Source organism: Parabacteroides vesiculifaciens (genome assembly GCF_049860805.1).
GTDB lineage: Bacteria > Bacteroidota > Bacteroidia > Bacteroidales > Tannerellaceae > Parabacteroides.
The window spans coordinates 2,029,471-2,051,213 of the sequence record NZ_CP187555.1; the positions used below are offsets into that span (position 1 = coordinate 2,029,471).

Sequence of the window (21,743 nt, forward strand, 5' to 3'; positions counted from 1 at the left end):
CCCGGGTAACCCCTAAACTTTATTCCCTTTTTATATCAATACCCGGGAGCATTTATTTCATTTTTAATAAGAATCACGCTTAATTCAAAATAATTCATTACGTTTGCAATAAAAAAGAACCGGGTGGTCTACGAAAACGAAGAAACTATACACAAATTAAATAGCGGTGACGAACAAATGTTCGACATCGTATATAAACAATATTACAGGGGGCTTTGTGCCTTTGCCTCCCAATACGTAGCTGAATCCGAATGTGAAGAAATCGTTCAGGATGTAATGATGTGGTTATGGGAAAACCGTACCCTTTTAAATCCGGAAATGTCTCTAAAATCTCTACTGTTTACGATGGTTAAAAACCGCTGCCTGAATAATATAACCCACAATCAAATCAAGCAGCAAGTCAGGGAAAAACTATACGATAAATTCAAAGATCAGTTTGAAGATCCGGACTTTTATCTGGAAGGAGAATTGATCGCTTTGGTAACCAAAGCGATCCGGGAGCTCCCGGATGACTATAGACAAGCGTTCGAACTGAACCGTTTCCACCATCTCACTTATAACGAGATCGCCGATCGGACAGGCGTATCCCCCAAAACAATTGCGTACCGCATCTGCCAATCTCTGAAAATACTCCGTACGGAGCTAAAAGATTATATGCCGCTACTGCTCTGGCTGCTTTAGAAGAAAAATAATGAACTAATTGGACAATGTGCCAATATGCCAATGAAAGAAGGTGTAAATCTATCTTTTTGAAATGTTAAATCATACAAGAACCTATCTCCAAAAGGCAATATCTATATTCCTTTATTATCCAACCACTTACATCATTGCAAGTTTCTTAAAAAATATTACCCGCAAGGGTAATTTGAATTAGATGGGGTAGAAAATCAAATTTCATGAGCTACTGTTTCGATTTAGACTAACGGGTATTTCCGAAAACTGTACAATAAGCCAGGGATGACTCTAAGCTTCGTTTTGAAGAAGATGTGAACCTATTAAATAATGATTTACCTGTCACTTTCGGCTTGATCCAAAAGTAACCAAAAGATCAAGGCCGAACCTGCCATCACGGACGCATACAGACGAATCTGAGGATGGCAAATCTGACATTTTAACAAAAACTGACTTTGCCGCGTTTAGGCACCTACACGTTGAAGGCGACTATCAACCGGCAGGGAAGCTGTTGTAACAAAAGTAAATGTACGCTGATTTGTAATTTTCTTGATAGAGAATCTTTTCTCAAAAAAGCATGGCATTTGTCTTCAAGGAGAAAGTGACCTTGCAAACCTCTGTACAACCAGCGCCGTCCAGTATATCGGCTCGACGCCGACAGCCATCCTGGGAGCACTCGAACCGGTCACGGCTGTCTTTTTCGGGGTTGCCGTGTTTGGCGAAGCCTTGACGCCGAGGATCGGTTGCGGGATATTATTAATCATTCTGGCTGTGACGATTATTATTGCAGGCAGTAACATCACAAGCCACTTGATCCGCTTCAGAAAACTCTTCCCCCGGTTGCCAATCAAGAGAAAACGGTAAGATAAACGGATAATTCCCCATTTTTGACCTTTATTTTAACCTATTCGTATCTAAAAAACACTTATTTTGCATTCGTATTTAATCTTAATATCGAATCGCATGAATAAAGGTCTTTTTATTACATTGTTCAGCTTGCTGCTGACTTCGGGCATATTTGCCCAATCCAACGGAAAAACCGCCCGTTCCATACCATCGGAAAAAGAGATGGGGGCTTATCTGATGGTCTATTTTACCGACACGACACACAGTCTTTTTATGGCTGTCAGCCGCGACGGCTATTCTTTCACCGCAGTAAACAACGGACAGCCGGTTATCGCCGGAGATACGATAGCCGAACAGCGCGGCATACGTGATCCCCACATCTACCGCGGGCCGGATGGGGCGTTTTATCTCGCCATGACCGACCTGCATCTCTTCGCCAAACAAAAAGGATACCGTACGACCGAATGGGAACGGGACGGAGAGCTCTACGGTTGGGGGAACAACCGCGGACTGATACTGATGAAATCGTTCGACCTGATAAACTGGACACACACCTGCGTACGCATCGACAAAGCATTTCCCGACGAATTTGGCGACATCGGCTGTGCCTGGGCACCGGAGACAACCTACGATCCGGTAAAGAAGAAAATGATGATCTACTTCACGATACGCAAGGAAGGAAAAGGCAAAACCAAGTTATATTATGCTTATACGGATAACGATTTTACCCGCCTCACGACAGAACCCGCCATCCTGTTCGAATACCCGAACCCCGAGATACAGGTCTTGGATGCCGACATCACACACCTACCCGACGGACGTTTCTGCATGACATACGTGGCACAGGAAAAAACCGGCGGCATAAAAATGGCATTTTCAGACAAGATAAACAAAGGCTACAGCTACCAACCCCAATGGATAGACCTGGAACCGGGAGCCTGCGAAGCGCCGAACGTATGGAAGCGGATCGGCGAGGACAAATGGGTACTGATGTACGACATATTCAGCATCAAACCCCACAATTTCGGCTTTGTGGAGACAACGGATTTCATCACGTTCAAAGACCTCGGACACTTCAACGAGGGTGTGATGAAATGTACCAACTTCTCCTCCCCCAAGCATGGAGCCGTCATACAAATCACGACAGAAGAGGCCGACCGGCTGGAAAGGCACTGGAACGGAAAAACGGCTGTCGTTTCATTGGATTCCATTCACCTGAGTGATCCCTGTATTCTGGCGGACAAGAAAACCAATATGTATTATATGACCGGAACCGGAGGACGTCTATGGAAAAGCAAGGATCTCGCCCATTGGGAAGGCCCTTTCAACGCCGTTCAAACAGACCCCGGTTCGTGGATGGGTCCCAAGCCGGAGATATGGGCGGCCGAGCTGCACGAACACAACGGCAAATACTATTATTTCGCCACCTTCACGAACAATGCGATCCGGATCGATTCCGTAAAAGGCCATGTTATCCCCCGCCGTGCCAGCCATGTCCTGGTCAGCGACCACCCGGAAGGGCCTTACAAACCGATGAAAGATCCCGTCTATCTCCCGGAAAAGATGCCGACGCTGGATGGTACATTCTGGGTGGACAACGACGGCAAACCATACATGGTCTACTGCCACGAATGGCTGCAAAACCAGAACGGCACGATAGAAAAGATCGAACTGAAACCTGACCTGAGCGGCCCTGCCGGAAAAGGCCGGATCCTTTTCCGCGCCAGCGACTCCCCCTGGAGCCGTGAAAAGATAGACGGCAAGGTTGTTCCGAACCGGGTAACCGACGGTCCCTGGCTGTTCAGGACAGGCACAGGGCGTTTAGGTATGATCTGGACAAGCTGGATATTTCAGGATTATACACAGGGAGTCGCCTATTCGGAAAGCGGAACCCTCGACGGCCCGTGGATACAGGAGAAAAAACCTGTCACCCCTCCCAACTTCGGCCACGGTATGCTGTTCCAAACGCTGGATGGCAAATGGCTGATGTCTGTCCACAGCCATAAGGACGTAAACGGGAAATACATCCGTATTCCTCATTTATTCGAAGTCGATTTATCCGGTGATAAGCTTATAATCGGTAAATCTTACCGGCCATAACCTTGATTCTGTGAGGCCCCAAATAAACAAAAGCGGGCGCTACCTGTTTTTATAAAAGACGTCTTTTATTAAATACAACTTAAAAAAACACAGAATTTATATGAAACGTATATTTTTAACGGTAGCGCTCGCAATGGGAAGCTTTGCCGGCTATAGCCAAGCAGATGATAAAGGCTATGAAGAGGGGAAATGGGTATTGAAAGGTATCACAGGTATAAATATGTCACAAACAGCCGTCAGCAACTGGTCGGCCGGTGGCGAAAACTCCTTTGCCGGCAACGCCTACCTGAACAGTTCGCTCACGCACAAAAGTGGGAACTGGCTTTGGATCAGCAACCTCGGACTGGACTACGGATTGACGAAAACCAAATCGCAGGGCGTACAGAAAACATCCGACAAGATCGCTTTCTCCACCCAGTTAGGCTACCAGGCAAGCGAAAAATGGTACTACACGGCGATGGCCGACCTCAACACCCAGTTCTATAAGGGTTATAATTACCCCGACAAATCGCATTATATCTCCAAATTCTTCGCGCCCGCCTATTCCAACATCTCCTTAGGTATGGATTTCCGCCCGAAAAGCAATTATTCCCTCTACCTCTCCCCGATTGCCGGAAAGCTGACATTTGTGGAAGACGACTATTTGTCCAATGAGGGCGCCTTCGGTGTCGATCCCGGCGACCGTTTCCGGGCGGAGATCGGAGCATACCTAAAGGCAAAAGCTGAGCAAAAGATCATGGAGAACGTGAACCTGATCACGAGCGTGGACTTTTTCACCCCCTACGACAAGCAGTTCGGCAATGTGGACGTGAACTGGGATGTCCTGATCAACATGAAGATTAACAAATACCTCAGTGCGACGCTCAACACCACACTCAAATACGATAACGACGTGAAAACCTTCAACGATGAAGGAGAAAAACACGGCGCCAAAGTTCAGTTCAAAGAGGTTTTAGGTATCGGCGTAGCTTACAATTTCTGATAAAAAGCAGGTAGTTGCTTCTCTTTTTTCAAAAAAACCCGCCGCAATCCGTTGCAGTATTCAAAGAAAGGAGTAAATTTGCACGTTGAAAATAAAAATGATTAGAAATGATCAATAAGATTAACGCTCTGCTTAAGGAAGTAGAGAACTTGAAAGCGGCAAACGCTGAAGAACTGGAAGCTTTACGCATTAAATACCTCAGCAAAAAGGGTGAAATATCCTTGCTGATGAACGATTTCCGCAATGTAGCGGCAGATCAGAAGCGTGAAGTCGGCCAGCACCTCAACAAACTGAAAGAGGCAACCCAAAATAGAATAAACGAGCTGAAAGCCAGCTTCGAGAATGTACAGACGACGAACGATGATATCGACCTCACTCGTACAGCCTATCCTATCGAACTGGGTACCCGCCATCCGCTTTCACTCGTAAAGAAAGAAATCTGCGACATTTTCGGACGTCTGGGATTCAGTATTGCTGAAGGACCGGAAATCGAAGACGATTGGCATGTGTTCTCTTCTCTGAACTTTGCAGAAGACCACCCTGCCCGCGATATGCAGGATACTTTCTTTATCCAACATAATCCGGACGTATTGCTTCGTACACATACTTCTTCCGTACAGACACGTGTCATGGAGAACCAGGAACCTCCTATCCGTATCATCTGTCCCGGACGTGTATATCGTAATGAAGCGATCTCCTATCGCGCACACTGTTTCTTCCATCAGGTAGAAGCCTTGTATGTGGACAAAAACGTTTCTTTCGCCGACCTGAAACAGGCATTACTGTTCTTCGCCAAAGAAATGTTCAGCGCAGATACGAAAATCCGCTTGCGCCCATCTTATTTCCCGTTCACCGAACCTTCTGCCGAAATGGATATTTCTTGTAATATCTGCGGAGGAAAAGGTTGCCCGTTCTGTAAAGGAACCGGTTGGGTGGAAATCCTCGGTTGCGGTATGGTAGACCCGAATGTACTTGAAAACTGCGGTATCGACAGCAAAGTGTATTCCGGTTATGCCTTAGGAATGGGTATCGAGCGTATAACAAACCTGAAATACCAAGTAAAAGACTTACGCATGTTCTCCGAAAACGATGTTCGTTTCCTGAGACAGTTTGAGTCAGCCAATTAAGTTGAGAACCTAAATCATTTACCATCTTCCCCGGGTCCTTAACCAGCCCGGGGAAAAACACACTAAAAATGTAAATGGTATGATAAAGGTTTTACTGCTTATAACAGGGGGGGCAATCGGCACGGTATTCCGCTACGGAGTTTCCACGTGGGTACAGCGTTCGATGCTACACTCCTTCCCTTTCGGGATACTTTCAGTCAATGTGATCGGCTCTTTTCTGATCGGCTTCTGCTGGAGCATAGCCGAAAGTTGTAATTTCTCTGCGGGCGCAAGAGCTTTCCTCTTCACCGGACTGTTCGGCGGATTTACCACATTCTCTTCGTTTGCACTGGATACGATGTCGCTGATGAAAACAGGCGAATATAAACTGGCACTCCTGAATCTTCTCGCCAGTAACGTGTTAGGATTGTTAGCCGTATTCTTAGGACTGCTTCTTGGTAAAAATGTTATGTCATTAATGAAATAAGATATGCGTAAAGAGGAACGATATAAGGGTGTTTTGAACTGGTTCAACAAAAATGTGCCGGTTGCCGAGACGGAGTTGCATTACGACAATCCGTATCAGTTGCTTATCGCCGTGATCCTGTCCGCCCAATGTACGGACAAACGGGTGAATATGATCACTCCCGCCCTCTTTCGGGACTTCCCGACTCCCGAAGTCATGGCCGCCTCCACGCCAGAAGTGATTTTCGAATATATCCGGAGCGTCTCTTATCCCAACAACAAATCGAAACATTTAGTCGGCATGGCTAAGATGCTGATGTCTGATTTCGGCGGTGTCGTACCGTCCGATATCGACGAGTTGCAAAAGCTACCCGGCGTAGGCCGCAAGACGGCAAACGTCATAGCCTCGGTTGTTTACAACAAACCGGCAATGGCAGTCGACACGCATGTCTTCCGCGTTGCCAACCGCATCGGCTTGACAAACAACAGTAAAACTCCGTTGGAAACGGAAAAGGAACTGGTAAAGCACATCCCGGAAGAACAAATCCCGATCGCCCATCACTGGCTGATCCTGCACGGACGTTACACCTGCATCGCCCGTAAGCCCAAATGTGAGGAATGCGGCCTCAAACCTTGGTGTAAATATTTCCTGAGCCCAAAGAAAACATAACGCATAATGAAAGCTGACAAGCGGGAAATAGTGACATTCGTTATAGCTGCTCTCGCTACGCTGGTGGCAGTCTGGTTCTTTTTAGGCAAAATGCAAAAAGAGAAAGAGACGGTGCGGACTGATCTATATACCTTGGTTGCCCCGGCATCGGAAGCGATCCTGAGCGTAAACCGTCCCGCCGCTTTCGCCAAATATATCTTATCACGAAAACCGGAACGGGACGCTTTCGCCTCGAAAATGCCGGATATCTACCTTTCCATCATTCAAAACAACCGAAATCTCCCGTGGCTGCTTCTCTCTTTCCATCCGCAGGGAGTCGTCCTCTACGCACAGGCAGGGAATAGCCTCGTCAGCCAGATAGAGAAGAACACGTTGCAGAAGACTTTCGGTTCGTTCGCCCCGCAGAAACAGAAGAGGGATGGCATCACCTTCACCTACTACCCGGATGCAGGAAACCGTTTTTTCGGTTATTATCAACACGGCGGCGTGTGGGTGGCGAGCTACAGCAAGAAGTTACTCGAAGAAGTAGCCCAGATCCAGCGGAACCGGCATAGCTATCTGCTTCCCGACCAGGACCGCCTGCGCAGGTCATTCGACAAGAACGCCCCGCTGAACCTGATGGTACAGGCGGACAGCCTCGACCTATATGTCGCCCTCCCCGATTCGACCGAATGGCGCATCCGTAACCGGTGGTTAGGCGCCGACCTCTTCATGAACGAAAACTACCTCTGTTATTTCGGCAACCTTCCCTACAACGCGACGACCGACAGTCTATATGCACCTTTAGGCGACACGCTGGCGCTGCGGCTGGAGCAAGCCTTCCCACAATTCGAAGTGTCCAACCAAACAACACAGGAGGAGGGTCGGGTGTTTTATACAGGATGTTTCACACCTACAGATCAATAGATACCCCATCGTTTCCATAAAAAACGATCACCTTTGTCTCCACATTTGTAAAAACAACAGATATGACAGGAAGATGCAAGTTGACTACTAATTATAGTCAACTGAAAAAGTAATCAAAATATAAAAAGAGGTTTTTATATCTGGGGCGGGGCAGCCGCATCAAAAGTTTCACTTTTTGGTAGGCACGAAATGCAAATTGCCCGCGCTCTCGGTATATAATTTACCCCTACGTTCTTATGTGATTAGTTCTTAAAGCATAGCAAGCAACATCTTCAACGCCGTACCCGCCGCCAACCGGATATTCTCTTCACGCTCCGTTCCGAAATGGTAGCATTCAGATACCACCTTGTCTTTCAGGGCGGCAGCAATCCAGACGGTGCCGACTGGTTTCCCGGGCGTACCGCCACCGGGACCGGCAATGCCGGAAGTCGCAACCGCACAGTCGCAGCCTAACACGCGGATTGCTCCCAATGCCATCTGCTCCACTACCGGACGGCTGACAGCGCCGTACTGCGCCAGGCTCTCTTCCGAAACACCCAAGACATGATGTTTCACTTCATTGCTATAAGAAACCACCCCCCCGCAAAAGTAGTCGGAACTGCCTGCCACACGCGTAATCAGATGGGCGATATATCCGCCGGTACAACTTTCAGCCGTTCCCATCATCAGATGACGGGAACGAAGCAACTCGCCTATTTCATTTTCAATATTCATAGTTCACGCTAACTTATTCAACACCCGAGAGAACGGAACGGCGTCCATCGGGCAGAACTGCTTGTCGAGATATTTATAATAACCTGTTATGGCAACCATCGCCGCATTATCTGTCGTGAAAGAGAACTTCGGGATATGCACTTTCCAGCCGAAACGCTTCGCATGGTCAAGGAAAGCATCCCGCAGGCCGGAATTGGCCGATACGCCACCGGCAACAGCCACCTCCTTAATATCCAGGTCTTTTGCCGCCCGGCGCAACTTGTTCATCAGGATATCGATCACTGTCGCCTGCAAGGAAGCGCAAAGATCCTGCTTGTTCTTTTCGATAAAGTCGGGATCTTCCTGCAGCTTGTCGCGCAGGGTATAAAGGAAAGAGGTTTTCAGTCCGCTGAAACTATAGTCATAACCGGGGATATGCGGTTTGCTGAATGTAAAAGCCTTCGGATTCCCCTCGTTGGCAAGGCGGTTGACGACAGGACCGCCGGGATAACCCAGCCCCATCACCTTCGCACATTTGTCGAACGCTTCACCGGCAGCGTCGTCAATCGTCTGCCCGATCACCTCCATATCGTTATAAGCATTCACCTTGATGATCTGCGAATTTCCACCCGAAACCAGGAGGCAAAGGAACGGGAACGAAGGAGCATGATCATCTTCCGGCGTCTCTTTGATAAAATGAGCCAGCACATGTGCCTGCAAGTGGTTGATCTCGATCATCGGAATATCCAACGAAGCCGCCAACCCTTTGGCAAAGGATGTCCCGACCAGCAACGAACCCATCAAGCCCGGCCCCCGGGTAAAAGCAACGGCGCTTAATTCGGATTTATCGATTCCGGCACGCTTGATCGCCTCGGCAACCACCGGGATAATGTTCTGTTGATGTGCGCGGGAAGCCAGTTCGGGAACAACACCGCCATAGGCTTCGTGAACAGCCTGACTGGCAATTACATTCGACAGCATCACGCCGTCACGTATTACGGAGGAGGAAGTATCATCGCACGATGATTCGATTCCTAATATTGTCACACTCATATCTTCGTTTCAATTTTTGTGCAAATTAACGAAATCTATCGGGATATTGTTGTAGTTTTGTGCTTAAATATAGTAAAGATATCAAAGGACTTAAATACATAATCATCACCCTGCTCACCCTGTTCTGGATTTTCTACGCAACTCCAGCCATCTTGTTGCGCATTCCCTATGTGCAGCACAAAGTGGCAAATACGGCAACGACAGAATTATCCGGGCGTCTGGGTGTACCCGTCCGGATCGGGAATGTGGACATCGAGTGGTTCAACCGCCTGGTGCTGGAAAACCTGTATCTGGAAGATGAAAGCGGGACGGTGCTGTTCGACGCCAACCATGTGTCGGCAGGCTTCGAAATCCTGCCTTTGCTGAATGGCAGGATCGTGTTCTCGACAGTCCGCCTGTTCGGTTTCTCCGTCAACCTGAACAAAGAAACGCCGGCTGACAAACTGAACCTGCAATTCGTCATCGACGCTTTCGCCAGTAAAGACACGGTGAAAAAGCAATCCAATATCGACCTGCGTTTCAACTCGATCCTGATACGGCGCGGTAATCTCCGTTACGATGTCAAAAATGCCGCCACAACCCCCGGAAAGTTTAATGCCAAGCATATCGACATCCGGAACATGAGCGCCAAGATCTCGATGAAGGCATTCAACAAGGACAGCCTCAATGCAAACATCAAGAAGATGAGTTTTGACGAGGCTTCGGGTTTCTCGCTCAACAAACTGTCGCTCAATATCGTCGCAAACAAGGATAGTGCGATCATTAACAACTTTGAAATCAAGCTGCCTGAAACAGATCTTAAAATAGACCGCGCCCATATCCATACCCAGGAAGCGGCCAGTATGTCCGATCTGTTGGATCATTCACCCGTCGAGCTGAATATCGCGCCTTCGCAGATTTGCCTGAAAGACCTTTCCGCTTTCGTCCCGGCGTTCCGCAACTTCTCGGAGACTATCGAACTTTCGGCCGAGGCATCGGGCTATATAAACAATATCGACCTGAAACGGCTGACACTGAAATACAGCGACAAGATGCTTTTCGTCGGCAAGATGGAGATGAAAGGGATCACACATCCGGAAGACGCTTATATCTTCGGGCAGGTCAACAAGCTATATATCACGACCGAGGGAATTTCAGGACTTGCTAACAACTTCAACGAACACCCGGTCAAACTGCCGGATGCGATCGTCAAGTTAGGGACGGTCAACTTTACCGGCGAGATATCCGGTTTCTTCGACAACTTAGTGGCTTTCGGGAAATTCTCGTCGGCGATCGGTTCTGTCCAGACCGACCTGATATTCGGGAACGACAAGGAGAAGAACATCGCAGCCTACCTGAAAGGACACCTCTCGACCTCCACCCTGCATTTGAACGAACTTTTCCCGGACGGCAATCCCTATGGGACAGCTAAGTTGGACGTTACGCTGGACACGCATCGTCCGGTCAACGGATCGTTTTCGGGTAATGTCAAAGCAAATATAGACGAGTTCGAATACAAAGGCTACAAATACGAGAACATACTCCTGTCGGGGAACTTCAAGAAAAACGGTTTCAACGGCGTGCTGGACATCGACGATCCGAACGGAAAACTCTATGCCGAAGGATTATTCCTGCACGAGGGCAAAAACTCCATGTTCAACTTCACCTCGCGGCTGGAACATTTCCGACCCGACAGCCTTCATCTGACCAATAAATACGAAGCGCCGGATATATCCTGCTCGCTGAATGCCGACTTCACGGGCAATAATATCGACAACCTGGAAGGAAGCATTACGCTTGACAGCCTCTCTTTTAAGACCGAGCCGGACAGCTTCTTCCTGAAAAAGTTCCAAGTGGAGGCAACAGGCCATTCGTTAGACCGCCATCTGACCATCACCTCCGACATCCTGAACGGCGAAGTGACGGGCGCTTACTCCTTCAACACCATCGTCCCCAGCCTTATGCAGACGCTAAAAGGATATATCCCCGCTCTGATCAACGTCACGCAGAAGAAACAGAAAGTGATGGAGAACAACTTTTCCCTCTTGCTGACCATCGAAAATACGGAAGCCATGTCCAACACTCTGAAATTGCCATTCACAATGCTGAACCAGGGACGCATCACAGGACATTACAACAACCAATACAACCGCTTCCGCCTCGAAGCCTACCTGCCTAAATTCAACATCGGCAAATCCATGTTCGAATCGGGCTACCTGACCTGCGACAATCCCGAAGACAAAGTCAATCTGCAACTCAAGGCGACCAACTACAATGCCAAAGGATTACGTAACTACGTGGATCTGAAAGCAGATGCAAAAGACAACCTGATAAAAACCAGGATCGGTTGGGCAAACAACAAAGAACGCCTGTTCAAAGCGGACCTGTCCGCCTCCACCCTTTTCATTGAGGAAGAACAGGAAAAAGGCCCGGCCCGGCTACGCACCGAAATCTCTCTGAACGAAAGCCCGTTGATCCTGAACGATTCCATCTGGCACATCGCCCCGTCTACCATCACCCTTGCAGATGGCAAAATAGGTATACAGAACTTTTCCGTCTCCAACGGCACCGAATATCTCCATATGGAGGGGACGGTTTCGAAAGATCCGACCGACACGCTGTTGCTGGATCTGAAACAGGTCGAACTAAGCTACATCTTCGACATCCTGAATATCCCGGTTCTCCAGTTTGCAGGAAAAGCCACCGGGACGTTCAACATCACCGACCTGTATGGCAGCCGTATGCTGAACACCGACCTCGAAGTACAAAACTTCTCGTTCAACCAGGTGCAACTGGGGCGCCTCAACCTTTTTAGCGAATGGGACGACCAGCAAAAGGGTATTTTGATGTTAGGCAGTATCTACAAAAACGACACGACCTGGACCGACGTGAGCGGCTATGTCTATCCGGTCGGCAAGAACGCAGGTCTTTCCCTTTTCTTCGGGGCGAACGACCTGAACCTGGCTTTCCTGCATCCTTTTGTCGAGAATATCGCCAAAAACATGCAGGGGCGTGGCTTCGGAAATATCCACCTGCATGGACCGTTCAAGGCACTGAATGTGGAAGGAGACGCCTTTGTGCTCGACGGCGGGCTGGGTATCGAATATTTGAACACCTACTATACGTTCTCCGACTCCATCCATCTGACGCCGGGAGCGATCATCGGACGTAACGTAACTGTACATGACAAATTCGGCAACTCGGCAAAAGTAAACCTGACGGTCAACCACAAACATTTCAAAGATGTCAATTTCGATGTCGGAGTCCAAACAAACAATATGCTGGTATTCGATGCGCCCCAGAAGCAGAACCCGCTGATATTCGGGACCGTCTTCGGAACCGGAACAGCCTCCATAAAAGGAAACGGGCAGTTGATCAACTTCGACATCAATATGCGAAGCGATCCCAAAACATCCGTCAAGCTCGACTTCATGAACAACTCTTCTGCGGCGGAATACGATTTCATCACCTTCGTGGATAAAAAGGAATTGCGGAAAATGGCACTTACCCAACCGGTCGATTCCATCAAACCCCTTATTTTCAAAGACGAAAACGAAGGGGCGGAAATGCGTATGAACTTTCTCCTCGACATCACGCCCGATGCCGATATCGAGTTGATTATGGACCCCGTTGCCGGCGACAAAATAACGGGAAATTGCAGCGGAAGCCTCCAGATACAATACGGGACGAAGACCGACTTGCGTATGTATGGCAATATAGGTATTGTACAGGGCAATTACAATTTCAGCCTGCAACAACTCATCCATAAAAACTTCAAGATACGCGATGGCAGTGTCATCAGTTTCCGCGGCGATCCGTTCGAAGCCACGATGAATGTCAACGCCATCTACAACCTGACGGCAAACATCCAGGATCTGGATGCCAGTTTCGCCAACGAAAGTGCACGACGGAACATACCAGTCAATTGCGTATTGAATCTGGACGGGGTATTGCGCAATCCGGCAATATCTTTCGACCTGGAGTTGCCCGGCTCCAACGAAGAATTGGAACGGCAGGTAAAAAGCCTGGTCGATACCGAAGACATGATGACCAAACAGATTGTCTATTTGTTGGTACTGAACAAATTCTATACCCCGGATTACACGATCAACCCGTACAAATCCAACGATTTCAGTGCCGTCGCCTCATCGGCAATCTCTTCGCAGATCTCCAATATAATGAACAGCTTTACCGATAAGGTACAACTCGGCACAAACATCCGCACCAGCCAGGACGGCATAGAAGATACGGAAGTGGAAATGTTGTTATCCAGCCAACTATTGAATAACCGCCTTATCTTCAATGGTAATTTCGGATATAAGAGCAGTACGGTAAATAATCAGAAGAATGCATTCATCGGCGAGTTCGATCTCGAATATCTGCTGACGCCAAGCGGCGATATTCGCTTGAAAGCCTACAACCATGCCAATGATATGTATATGTATTTGAAGCAGGCCCTCACCACACAAGGGGTTGGCATTATGTACAAGAAAGATTTCACCCGCTTCTCCGACATCTTCCTCCGCCGTAAGAAATATCCTATGATCCCCTTGCGCCCAGCCGCACCGGACAGCACACAGCAAACACCGGCAGCTGCCGGACAGACAAAAAAATAATCGGGCTACGCATACATGAAAGAAGGAGCTACGCTCTTCTAAAATGAGACTTACATATATAGAAACGGGGGCTTGCATTTATGAAAATGCAAGCCCCCGTTTCTATAATCATTATATGGTTATGCGAAAAACAGGATCAACAGCTGTGCCGTCAATACCCGAAGAAACATGGTCAACGGATAGACAGTTGCATATCCTACCGACGGAGCATCGTTTCCGGCTGTCGCATTCGAATAAGCCAATGCAGGCGGGTCGGTCGTACTACCGGCTATAAGCCCCATAAGCGTGAAGTAGTTGACCTTACAGAAATAACGGCCGATGCAACCGATGATCATCAACGGCACAAACGTGATGATGAAGCCGTAGCCGATCCAGGCAAAACCACCGTTATTCACAATCGTATCGACAAAACCGTCACCGGCACTGATCCCCACGCAAGCGAGGAAAAGCGTAATACCGATCTCACGCAACATCAGGTTTGCACTTTGTGTCGTGTAAGTAATCAATTTATACCGGTAACCGAAACGGCTGATCAGAATAGCCACAACCAACGGACCACCTGCCAGGCCTAACTTGACCGGTTGCGGAATACCCGGGAACGTAATAGGAATACTACCCAGCACGATACCTAATGCTATACCAACGAAGATCGTGATCAGATTCGGTTCGTTCAGGCGCTTCATCGAGTTACCCAAAACCTTTTCCACATTGGAAACCGCCGTTTCGGTACCGACTACGTTCACACGGTCGCCGACCTGCAAGGTCAATCCCGGTTTGGCAACCAGATCGACGCCGGCACGGTTGATACGGGTGATGTTGATACCATATAGCTTACGCAGTTTCAGCTGTCCCAGCTGCTTACCGTTCAGTTCCGGCTTAGTGATCAGGATACGGCGGTTGATAAACTGACTCTCCATACGGATCCACTGTTTACGTTCCATATCGATCTCTTCCCCGATAAAAGTCTTGATCGTCTCTGCATCCGTCTCGGTCGTGATGACAAAGACCTTGTCGTTTTCCTGCAACACCGTATTGGCCGAAGCGATTTCGATCTGTTTGTTGCTGTCGCGCCAAACACGTGAAATAACGAAATCACGATGCTCCAACAGGTTCGACAATTCGGCAACCGTCTTATCGAAGATAGCCGGGTTCTTCACGACCAGCGAAACCGGCTTAGCCTCATTGGTATGCGAAGAATCTTCGCTGTTCAACTGTTCGTTCTCCTTTTCGAAACTTACACGGAAAATATACTTAATCAGGATAATGGACAGGATTATACCGATCACACCTAACGGATAAGCAACGGCATATCCCAAAGCAATCGTATTGTCGGACACTCCGTGCATATCTGAAAACGCCTGCTGTGCAGCACCCAACCCCGGTGTATTCGTTACCGCACCCGACAAAATACCGACCATCGTAGGCATCGGGATACCGGTCACATAGTGCAGAATGACAGCCGTCACGACCCCCAGGAACACGATTCCGCACGCCAGCATATTCAACGTAATTCCTCCCTGCTTGAAAGAAGAGAAGAAACCCGGCCCGACCTGCATACCCACAGAGTAGACAAAAAGTATCAATCCGAACTCTTTAAAAAAGTGAATCACATTGTGGTTGATCGTAAAACCGAAATGCCCTAAAATGATCCCCACAAACAACACAAGAGTAATTCCCAAAGATACGCCGAAGATCTTAATCTTACCTAATTGTATGCCCGCAGCGATCACAAAGGAAAGCAGAAGTATGGAGTGGCCGATGCCCTCGCCCCATAACAAATCATTAATCCAACTCATAATAATACGTGTAGTTATAATCTTAAATTTGCCTTAAAGTCTGCAAAGGTAGACATTTACTTTGTGTTTAACAACATAAATACTATCTTTACCCTCCAAATAATTTAAATAATGAAAAAGAGCTATTATATCTTATTGGGCTTGCTGGCCTGCCTCACGCCAGCCTTCGGACAAAGCGATGCAGACAGCGTAACATCCGCATCGGAACAGGTTCCTGCGAAAATAGTCACCATCAATACGAGTGCCGGAATCCTGAAAGCAAAACTGTATGACGACGTCCCCAACCACGTCCGTACCTTTATAGAACGCGCCAAACGGGGCGAATACGACGGGACACTGTTCACCCGCGTGCTTCCTGAATTTATGATACAGGGCGGCGCTCCCGATTCGCGCAACGCTCCTGCCGGCGCCCGTTGCGGTTTCGGAGACCGGAACTCGGAGATCATGCCGGAAATGCGGCCCCATCGCTTCAACAAACGGGGTGCGCTGGCTGCTCCCCGCCAGAACGACGACATCAACCCGCAAAAGAAGTCGGATATGTCGCAATTCTATATCGTACAAGGAAAAGTCTACACCAACGGGGAGCTGGACACGCTGGAAATGATCGCCAACCAGGACATCAAAGAAAAAGCTATGGAAAAGTTCTTCTATCCCGTCCGAGCCGAACTGCGTATGCAAAAGGTCAGCAACAAACGTGAATACCAAAAGCGCCTGCGTAAAATCAATGCCCAGGTAGACTCGGTAGTACGTGCCACACCCGGACACCTGCTGTTCACTAAAGAGCAACGGAAAGCCTACACCACTGAAGGCGGTTGCCACCATTTAGACGGCAACTACACCGTCTATGGAGAACTCATCGAAGGGTTCGACGTACTCGATGCCATAGCCGGACAACCCCGCGATACATACGATCGTCCCAAAAAGGATATCCGCATCCTTAAAGTGACTGTGGACAGTGGAGAGTAAACCATTAATTTTCAATTATCAATACCCCAACCATGCTCAAACGAGACTTCATCATGATACAGATCGAAGAACTTGCCAAAATAGTCCTTCAGATCATTATGAACCGCAACACGAATGCAGCCCGTCATACCCCGGAGCTGATCCAAACCGTGTACAGCTCTCTCAAATTGGACCGCCCAACCCTTATGACGGTCCCCCCCGAAGAGCTTATCCGCCGCCTCGACAGTGACGACAACGGCGGACTCCTCCGCCTCGAGATAGCAGTCAAGACGCTGATCGAAGAAAGCTACTTCTACCCCGACAAAGAGCAAGCCATGTTACAAAAAGCCAAGGTACTTCTGGAATATATCCAAACGCACGACAAAACATTCTCATTGGAACGCGTGAATATGCTGGACGAATTGGAACGACGCATTCAGTAAACAAACAGTTAAATATTTAACCAATATTTCAGGAATATTTCCTACTTTTGTGCCGTAAAAGCAAGCAAACAGCAATGGCAAATAACGAAGCAGCACACGAATTAATACTCCAAATCCTGAAATCGCGAATGACCTTTCGCCAGACCATACAAAGAGTATTAAAGTCCAACAATGTCGACATGACATTCGAAATGCTCCAAGTAATGCACCGCCTATGGAAGAACCCCGGAGTAAGCCAGCAATATCTGGCGGAACAGACAGCTAAAGACAAAGCCTGCCGCGCATCTGTCGCAGCAGGCTTATCCTCTATCCTCTTACCCTCGATGATCTGTTCCGGCTGGGTACGGAATTGTCATTAACCGTTACAATATATAAATATCTTTTCATTAAAAAAATAACAATAAATAAGACCTTCCCCATTTAAAGAGCATCCATCTCTTCAACAGTTAGGCCGGTAGTTTTTATTATCGCATCAGTGGAAATAGACAGGCTGAAGCAATTCATATTCTTCACCCGTCTTCACCTGACGGACATAAGCCTTGGATGCATTGAACAATACACGTTGGCGAAATTCAGGAGGCCAGATCATCTGCATTTCGACCAGGAACTGACGGCCTTGCAGGTCTTTGCAACGGACATCGACTTGTTTTTACGGAGTGGATTTTCGGGTACCAGTTCTGCCGGCAGATATTCGATAGAGGTAATCTCTTCCTCTTGGGAAAGCGGAAGGAGCGCGTTCAGAAAACTCTTTACAAAGTCGGGATATTCGCCGAAAACTTTTTTTAAGGTCAAATCGGCTTTTGGATCTAAACACTTCATAGTTAAACGGTTTCATTTTATTGATAGGAAAAGATAGGCATTTTCCGGTTGCAACTAAACATTAGGGCAACCGCACCAAATCCAGCAGTAACAATTTTTTATTTCTATGGAGAGAAAAACCCGTTTTTGTCCCGAATAATTCTTTCTTAAGTGCCTGCTAATTCTGTAATCGGTGTCAGTGATTTTATAATCAGTGGTTGTGATTATATAATTGCTGGCACTGATTTTATAATCACTGGCACTGATTACAGAATTAACAGGCACTCCGATGTTTTTTATGCCTATGTAGATAAGTTTTCTTGTAGCGGGGATAGATTATTCCTTATATTATGTAGTCCATAAGATCGTATTGCTTAAAAATGAATTTGGTGCGGTCGCCCTGACTAAACATCAGATTACGAATTATATATTATATTTGTCTTATCATTTATTAATCCATAGACATGAAGATTATCACATACAACGTAAACGGCCTGCGTGCCGCCGTAGGAAAGGGACTTTCCGAATGGCTCGCACAGGAACTGCCTGATGTGCTCTGCCTGCAGGAAACGAAGTTACAACCGGATCAATATCCTGCCGAAGCATTCGAAGCACTCGGCTACAAAGCCTGGCTTTTCAGTGCACAAAAGAAAGGTTACAGCGGGGTTGCGATCCTGAGCCGCCGCGAACCGGACCATGTGGAATACGGCATGGGGATCGAGAAGTACGACCAGGAAGGCCGATTCATCCGGGCCGATTTCGGAGACTTGTCCGTAGTCAGTGTTTATCATCCTTCAGGAACAAGTGGTGACGAGCGGCAGGATTTCAAGATGGAATGGCTGGAAGATTTCCAGAACTATGTGGTGGAGTTGCAAAAGTCACGTCCGAAATTGATCTTATGCGGGGATTACAATATCTGCCACGAGCCGATAGACATCCATGATCCGGTACGCAACGCAACGAATAGCGGCTTCCTGCCGGAGGAACGGGAATGGATGACGCGTTTCCTGAATGCCGGCTATATCGACACCTTCCGCATGCTCAACCCGGACAAGCAGGAATATACCTGGTGGAGCTACCGGTTCAGCGCCCGTGCCAAAAACAAGGGCTGGCGTATCGACTATTGCATGGTCAGCGAACCGGTTAAGGCACAGGTCGAAAAAGCATATATATTGAATGAGGCCGTCCATTCGGATCATTGCCCGGCGGTGATAGAAGTGTCGTAAATCAAATTCTTTACCGCTTCCTGGTAATCCCCCAAACGCGAACTTTTCAGGACTTTTTTCCGTAACCGCTTTTCAGCATCCGGCAACAGATAGTCCCACAAGGTTTTCATCTTATCAAGTATCTGGTGTTCGCCTCCCTCCAAACGCGAAGAATATTTTTCGACTAACAGGGCGTGGAAGGCGAACAACTTTTCTCTCTTCTCTTCTGCGGTAAAGAGGTTGCCGGACCTATATTCCGCCGCCAACCAAGGCGAAGACAGCAAGCCGCGTCCAAGCATAACGCCCCGCAAACAGGGAAAGCGTCCGGTCAATGCGTGTATATCCGCTAAAGTCCGGATATCGCCATTATAAAACAACGGAAGTGTGCACTGCCCGTAAAATCGGGACAAACCGTCTTTGTCCGTCTCTCCTTTATACTGTTGCATCCCAATCCTCGGATGTAGCGTGAGATGCGAAAGCGGCAGCCCGTTCAGGAAAGGGAGTAGTTCGAGTGCTTCATCCGGCGACTCCCAGCCTAACCGCATTTTAACCGAGAACTGTATTTCCGGAAATTCGAAAATCGTTTCCAACAGTGCTTTCACCTCATCCGGATAAGGCAAAATACCGGCTCCCCGATGCTGCCGCACCTGCATAGGAAAAGGGCAACCCATATTTATATCGGCGCGGCGATAACCCGACTCACGAAACAAACCGGCAATCCTCCGGAATTCTTCAGGAGACGATGCGATCATCTGCGGAACCGGCAAAGCGAATGTATTCTCATCCGGGGCAATATCCCGCAGTTCTTTATTCCGGAAACCACCCTTCTCGATGCGGACAAACGGAGTGTAATAGGTTTCGACTCCCCCGAAAACCTGCGCATGCGCTTCCCTGTAAACCGAATCGGTATAGCCCTGCAAAGGGGCGAAATGAATAGCGTAGGGTTCCATCATCCTGGAAACATTTCGACAAAGAGTGAGTAAAGACGAGCTTTGGCCGTTTCGAAATTCTGCTCCGCCCCTAATTCCTTCTGTAGAGAGGTAACGCCTTTATCTTTAAAACCGCAAGGATTGATCAGGGAGAAGTAATCCAGGTCTGTATTTATATTCAAAGCAAAGCCGTGCATGGTCACAAAGCGGCTACTCTTCACACCGATCGCACAAATCTTCCGGGCTTTCCCCGGTACATCAGGATCGATCCATACACCCGTCGCTCCTGCGAGACGCTCCCCTTTGATGCCATAGAGAGCCAAAAAGCGGATGATCGTCTCTTCCAGCTTGTAGATATATTGCTTGAGCCCCAACTTCCAGGCGTCGAGATCGAAGACTGGATATCCGGTGATCTGTCCGGGACCGTGATAGGTGATATCCCCTCCCCGATTGACGTGAAAGAAAGAGATACCCCGCCGGACAAGCAATTCTTCGGGGATCAGCAAGTTGGTATCCTTGCCGCTTTTCCCGATCGTGAGTACCGGCTGATGCTCACAGAAGAACAACCGGCTTTCACCGGTGGCACCTTGTGCTTTCGCTTCCAAGAGGGCGTTGAAAGCAGCCGTTTGGCGTTCCAGCGCTGCTTCATACTCGATACGTCCGAGATCGTGGTATGTAAAATGACTCATATTATTTCGTTCTTGTGTGAATATTCTTTTCTTCCAGACGGGCCGGCACACCGGCATCAGCCCGGAGCTTCTTCCGTTTGCGCGTTTTCTTGCTACCCGTTCCGGGATCAGGATCGCCGCTGTCATGCCCCATTTCGATCTTAAGCAATTTGCCCATCAGCGACATGATCTTCGCCTGCCGTTTCAGCATATAGGGGGAAGGTTTCGCCGAATTGAACTTGCGGGGATTCGGCAAGGTCGCGGCGATCAGGGCCGCTTCCGCCTTCGTCAGTTTATAGGCAGACTTCTTGAAATGGGCCTGTGCGACAGCTTCGGCGCCATAGATGCCGTCTCCCATCTCGATCGAGTTCAGATAGACTTCCATAATGCGCTCTTTTCCCCAGATCCATTCGATCAGGACGGTGAAGTAGGCCTCGATGCCTTTACGCAGATAGGTCTTTCCGGGCCAGAGGAAAACATTCTTGGCGGTCTGTTGCGAGATGGTGCTTGCCCCGCGTACCCGTTTACCTTTTTCGGCATCGGCACGGGCTTTCTGTATCTGCGTCATATCGAAACCGTGATGGTCGAGAAAGAGGTTATCTTCGGAGGCCACGACCGCCTGTGCCAACGGCTGGGAGATCTCCTTCAACGGCACCCATTTGTGCTCCAGCTTAGAGGGCTTTCCGTCCTGAAACTGCTCATACATCCTGATGAACATCAGAGGAGTATAATAAACAGGGACGAACTTATATGCCACCACAGCCAACAAGCTGGAAACAAACAGGAACAGCAACAAGTTCCGGCTTCCTATCAATATCTTCTTCAGTATGCGCATCGATTCTTGTCTTTTTCGAACGGCAAACTTACGGAT

Annotated in this window: 16 protein-coding genes and 4 pseudogenes; 13 read left to right on the forward strand and 7 right to left on the reverse strand. The window is 48.3% G+C overall.

What is annotated here, in order from left to right; genetic code table 11:
* Window positions 1–177 precede the first annotated feature (177 nt).
* The 8 genes and pseudogenes from ACPYIV_RS08300 (at window position 178) to ACPYIV_RS08335 (ending at window position 7,747) form a co-directional block, all read left to right on the forward strand.
* On the forward strand, window positions 178–681 hold the full coding sequence (locus ACPYIV_RS08300) for an RNA polymerase sigma-70 factor (protein WP_301704954.1): 504 nt from the start codon (window positions 178–180) through the stop codon (window positions 679–681).
* 606 nt (window positions 682–1,287) lie between these two features.
* Window positions 1,288–1,536, forward strand: a pseudogene (locus tag ACPYIV_RS08305) (EamA family transporter); the annotation flags it as partial.
* 1,176 nt (window positions 1,537–2,712) lie between these two features.
* Window positions 2,713–3,618 (forward strand): annotated as a pseudogene (locus ACPYIV_RS08310) (glycoside hydrolase family 43 protein); the annotation flags it as partial.
* A gap of 100 nt (window positions 3,619–3,718) precedes the next feature.
* Complete coding sequence (locus ACPYIV_RS08315) at window positions 3,719–4,600, forward strand: DUF3078 domain-containing protein (protein ID WP_425886319.1); 882 nt, start codon at window positions 3,719–3,721, stop codon at window positions 4,598–4,600.
* Between the two features lie 107 nt (window positions 4,601–4,707).
* Window positions 4,708–5,727, forward strand: coding sequence for a phenylalanine--tRNA ligase subunit alpha (gene pheS / locus ACPYIV_RS08320; protein WP_008155519.1), 1,020 nt, complete (start codon window positions 4,708–4,710; stop codon window positions 5,725–5,727).
* Between the two features lie 79 nt (window positions 5,728–5,806).
* Window positions 5,807–6,193: a fluoride efflux transporter CrcB gene (gene crcB, locus ACPYIV_RS08325; RefSeq protein ID WP_425886320.1), complete on the forward strand. Its 387-nt coding sequence runs from the start codon at window positions 5,807–5,809 to the stop codon at window positions 6,191–6,193.
* Window positions 6,194–6,196: 3 nt separating this feature from the next.
* Window positions 6,197–6,841, forward strand: coding sequence for an endonuclease III (gene nth / locus ACPYIV_RS08330; protein ID WP_425886321.1), 645 nt, complete (start codon window positions 6,197–6,199; stop codon window positions 6,839–6,841).
* A 6-nt stretch (window positions 6,842–6,847) separates the two neighbouring features.
* The gene (locus ACPYIV_RS08335) at window positions 6,848–7,747 is read left to right on the forward strand and encodes a hypothetical protein (RefSeq protein WP_425886322.1); all 900 of its coding nucleotides are present in this window, start codon (window positions 6,848–6,850) and stop codon (window positions 7,745–7,747) included.
* 249 nt (window positions 7,748–7,996) lie between these two features.
* Here ACPYIV_RS08335 and ACPYIV_RS08340 read toward each other — a convergent pair whose 3' ends face one another.
* Window positions 7,997–8,461 (reverse strand): CinA family protein, encoded by a 465-nt coding sequence (locus ACPYIV_RS08340; protein ID WP_293741021.1) that lies wholly within the window; start codon window positions 8,459–8,461, stop codon window positions 7,997–7,999.
* A 3-nt stretch (window positions 8,462–8,464) separates the two neighbouring features.
* Window positions 8,465–9,493, reverse strand: coding sequence for a tRNA (adenosine(37)-N6)-threonylcarbamoyltransferase complex transferase subunit TsaD (tsaD, locus tag ACPYIV_RS08345; RefSeq protein ID WP_293734532.1), 1,029 nt, complete (start codon window positions 9,491–9,493; stop codon window positions 8,465–8,467).
* 110 nt (window positions 9,494–9,603) lie between these two features.
* On the opposite strand from tsaD, the gene ACPYIV_RS08350 reads away from it, so the two are divergent.
* On the forward strand, window positions 9,604–14,088 hold the full coding sequence (locus ACPYIV_RS08350) for a translocation/assembly module TamB domain-containing protein (protein WP_425886509.1): 4,485 nt from the start codon (window positions 9,604–9,606) through the stop codon (window positions 14,086–14,088).
* A 119-nt stretch (window positions 14,089–14,207) separates the two neighbouring features.
* Here ACPYIV_RS08350 and ACPYIV_RS08355 read toward each other — a convergent pair whose 3' ends face one another.
* The gene (locus tag ACPYIV_RS08355; RefSeq protein WP_293734942.1) at window positions 14,208–15,884 is read right to left on the reverse strand and encodes a putative transporter; all 1,677 of its coding nucleotides are present in this window, start codon (window positions 15,882–15,884) and stop codon (window positions 14,208–14,210) included.
* A gap of 111 nt (window positions 15,885–15,995) precedes the next feature.
* Between ACPYIV_RS08355 and ACPYIV_RS08360 the strand changes: the two genes are divergently transcribed.
* The 3 genes and pseudogenes from ACPYIV_RS08360 to ACPYIV_RS08370 all read left to right on the forward strand — a co-directional run.
* Complete coding sequence (locus ACPYIV_RS08360) at window positions 15,996–16,850, forward strand: peptidylprolyl isomerase (protein ID WP_293734941.1); 855 nt, start codon at window positions 15,996–15,998, stop codon at window positions 16,848–16,850.
* A 32-nt stretch (window positions 16,851–16,882) separates the two neighbouring features.
* Complete coding sequence (locus tag ACPYIV_RS08365) at window positions 16,883–17,272, forward strand: hypothetical protein (RefSeq protein WP_299361441.1); 390 nt, start codon at window positions 16,883–16,885, stop codon at window positions 17,270–17,272.
* A 74-nt stretch (window positions 17,273–17,346) separates the two neighbouring features.
* Window positions 17,347–17,574: pseudogene (locus ACPYIV_RS08370) on the forward strand (MarR family winged helix-turn-helix transcriptional regulator); the annotation flags it as partial.
* 179 nt (window positions 17,575–17,753) lie between these two features.
* Here ACPYIV_RS08370 and ACPYIV_RS08375 read toward each other — a convergent pair.
* Window positions 17,754–18,091 (reverse strand): annotated as a pseudogene (locus tag ACPYIV_RS08375) (Rpn family recombination-promoting nuclease/putative transposase); the annotation flags it as partial.
* Between the two features lie 443 nt (window positions 18,092–18,534).
* Here ACPYIV_RS08375 and ACPYIV_RS08380 point away from each other — a divergent pair.
* Window positions 18,535–19,296, forward strand: a complete 762-nt coding sequence (locus ACPYIV_RS08380; RefSeq protein WP_293734125.1) for an exodeoxyribonuclease III — start codon at window positions 18,535–18,537, stop codon at window positions 19,294–19,296.
* Here ACPYIV_RS08380 and ACPYIV_RS08385 read toward each other — a convergent pair.
* Genes ACPYIV_RS08385 through mtgA form a run of 3 tightly spaced genes read right to left on the reverse strand, consistent with a single transcriptional unit; the run spans window position 19,266 to window position 21,707 of the window.
* A complete protein-coding gene (locus tag ACPYIV_RS08385; RefSeq protein WP_293734126.1) occupies window positions 19,266–20,228 on the reverse strand; it encodes a tRNA-dihydrouridine synthase family protein in 963 nt (320 codons plus the stop codon). The genes ACPYIV_RS08380 and ACPYIV_RS08385 overlap by 31 nt on opposite strands.
* Window positions 20,225–20,893 carry a lipoyl(octanoyl) transferase LipB gene (lipB, locus tag ACPYIV_RS08390; protein ID WP_425886324.1) on the reverse strand — a complete coding sequence of 223 codons (669 nt, stop codon included), beginning with the start codon at window positions 20,891–20,893 and terminating at the stop codon, window positions 20,225–20,227. The genes ACPYIV_RS08385 and lipB overlap by 4 nt, the downstream gene beginning before the upstream one ends.
* 1 nt (window position 20,894) lies before the next feature.
* Complete coding sequence (gene mtgA, locus ACPYIV_RS08395; RefSeq protein WP_425886325.1) at window positions 20,895–21,707, reverse strand: monofunctional biosynthetic peptidoglycan transglycosylase; 813 nt, start codon at window positions 21,705–21,707, stop codon at window positions 20,895–20,897.
* Window positions 21,708–21,743: the final 36 nt, after the last annotated feature.

Excerpts from the sequence above, each read along its gene's own strand:
- ACPYIV_RS08300 (WP_301704954.1), top strand. The coding sequence starts at position 178 with ATGTTCGACATCGTATATAAACAATATTACAGGGGGCTTTGTGCCTTT.
- ACPYIV_RS08315 (WP_425886319.1), top strand. The coding sequence starts at position 3,719 with ATGAAACGTATATTTTTAACGGTAGCGCTCGCAATGGGAAGCTTTGCC.
- pheS (WP_008155519.1), top strand. The coding sequence starts at position 4,708 with ATGATCAATAAGATTAACGCTCTGCTTAAGGAAGTAGAGAACTTGAAA.
- crcB (WP_425886320.1), top strand. The coding sequence starts at position 5,807 with ATGATAAAGGTTTTACTGCTTATAACAGGGGGGGCAATCGGCACGGTA.
- nth (WP_425886321.1), top strand. The coding sequence starts at position 6,197 with ATGCGTAAAGAGGAACGATATAAGGGTGTTTTGAACTGGTTCAACAAA.
- ACPYIV_RS08335 (WP_425886322.1), top strand. The coding sequence starts at position 6,848 with ATGAAAGCTGACAAGCGGGAAATAGTGACATTCGTTATAGCTGCTCTC.
- ACPYIV_RS08340 (WP_293741021.1), bottom strand. The coding sequence starts at position 8,461 with ATGAATATTGAAAATGAAATAGGCGAGTTGCTTCGTTCCCGTCATCTG.
- tsaD (WP_293734532.1), bottom strand. The coding sequence starts at position 9,493 with ATGAGTGTGACAATATTAGGAATCGAATCATCGTGCGATGATACTTCC.
- ACPYIV_RS08355 (WP_293734942.1), bottom strand. The coding sequence starts at position 15,884 with ATGAGTTGGATTAATGATTTGTTATGGGGCGAGGGCATCGGCCACTCC.
- ACPYIV_RS08360 (WP_293734941.1), top strand. The coding sequence starts at position 15,996 with ATGAAAAAGAGCTATTATATCTTATTGGGCTTGCTGGCCTGCCTCACG.
- ACPYIV_RS08365 (WP_299361441.1), top strand. The coding sequence starts at position 16,883 with ATGCTCAAACGAGACTTCATCATGATACAGATCGAAGAACTTGCCAAA.
- ACPYIV_RS08380 (WP_293734125.1), top strand. The coding sequence starts at position 18,535 with ATGAAGATTATCACATACAACGTAAACGGCCTGCGTGCCGCCGTAGGA.
- ACPYIV_RS08385 (WP_293734126.1), bottom strand. The coding sequence starts at position 20,228 with ATGATGGAACCCTACGCTATTCATTTCGCCCCTTTGCAGGGCTATACC.
- lipB (WP_425886324.1), bottom strand. The coding sequence starts at position 20,893 with ATGAGTCATTTTACATACCACGATCTCGGACGTATCGAGTATGAAGCA.
- mtgA (WP_425886325.1), bottom strand. The coding sequence starts at position 21,707 with ATGCGCATACTGAAGAAGATATTGATAGGAAGCCGGAACTTGTTGCTG.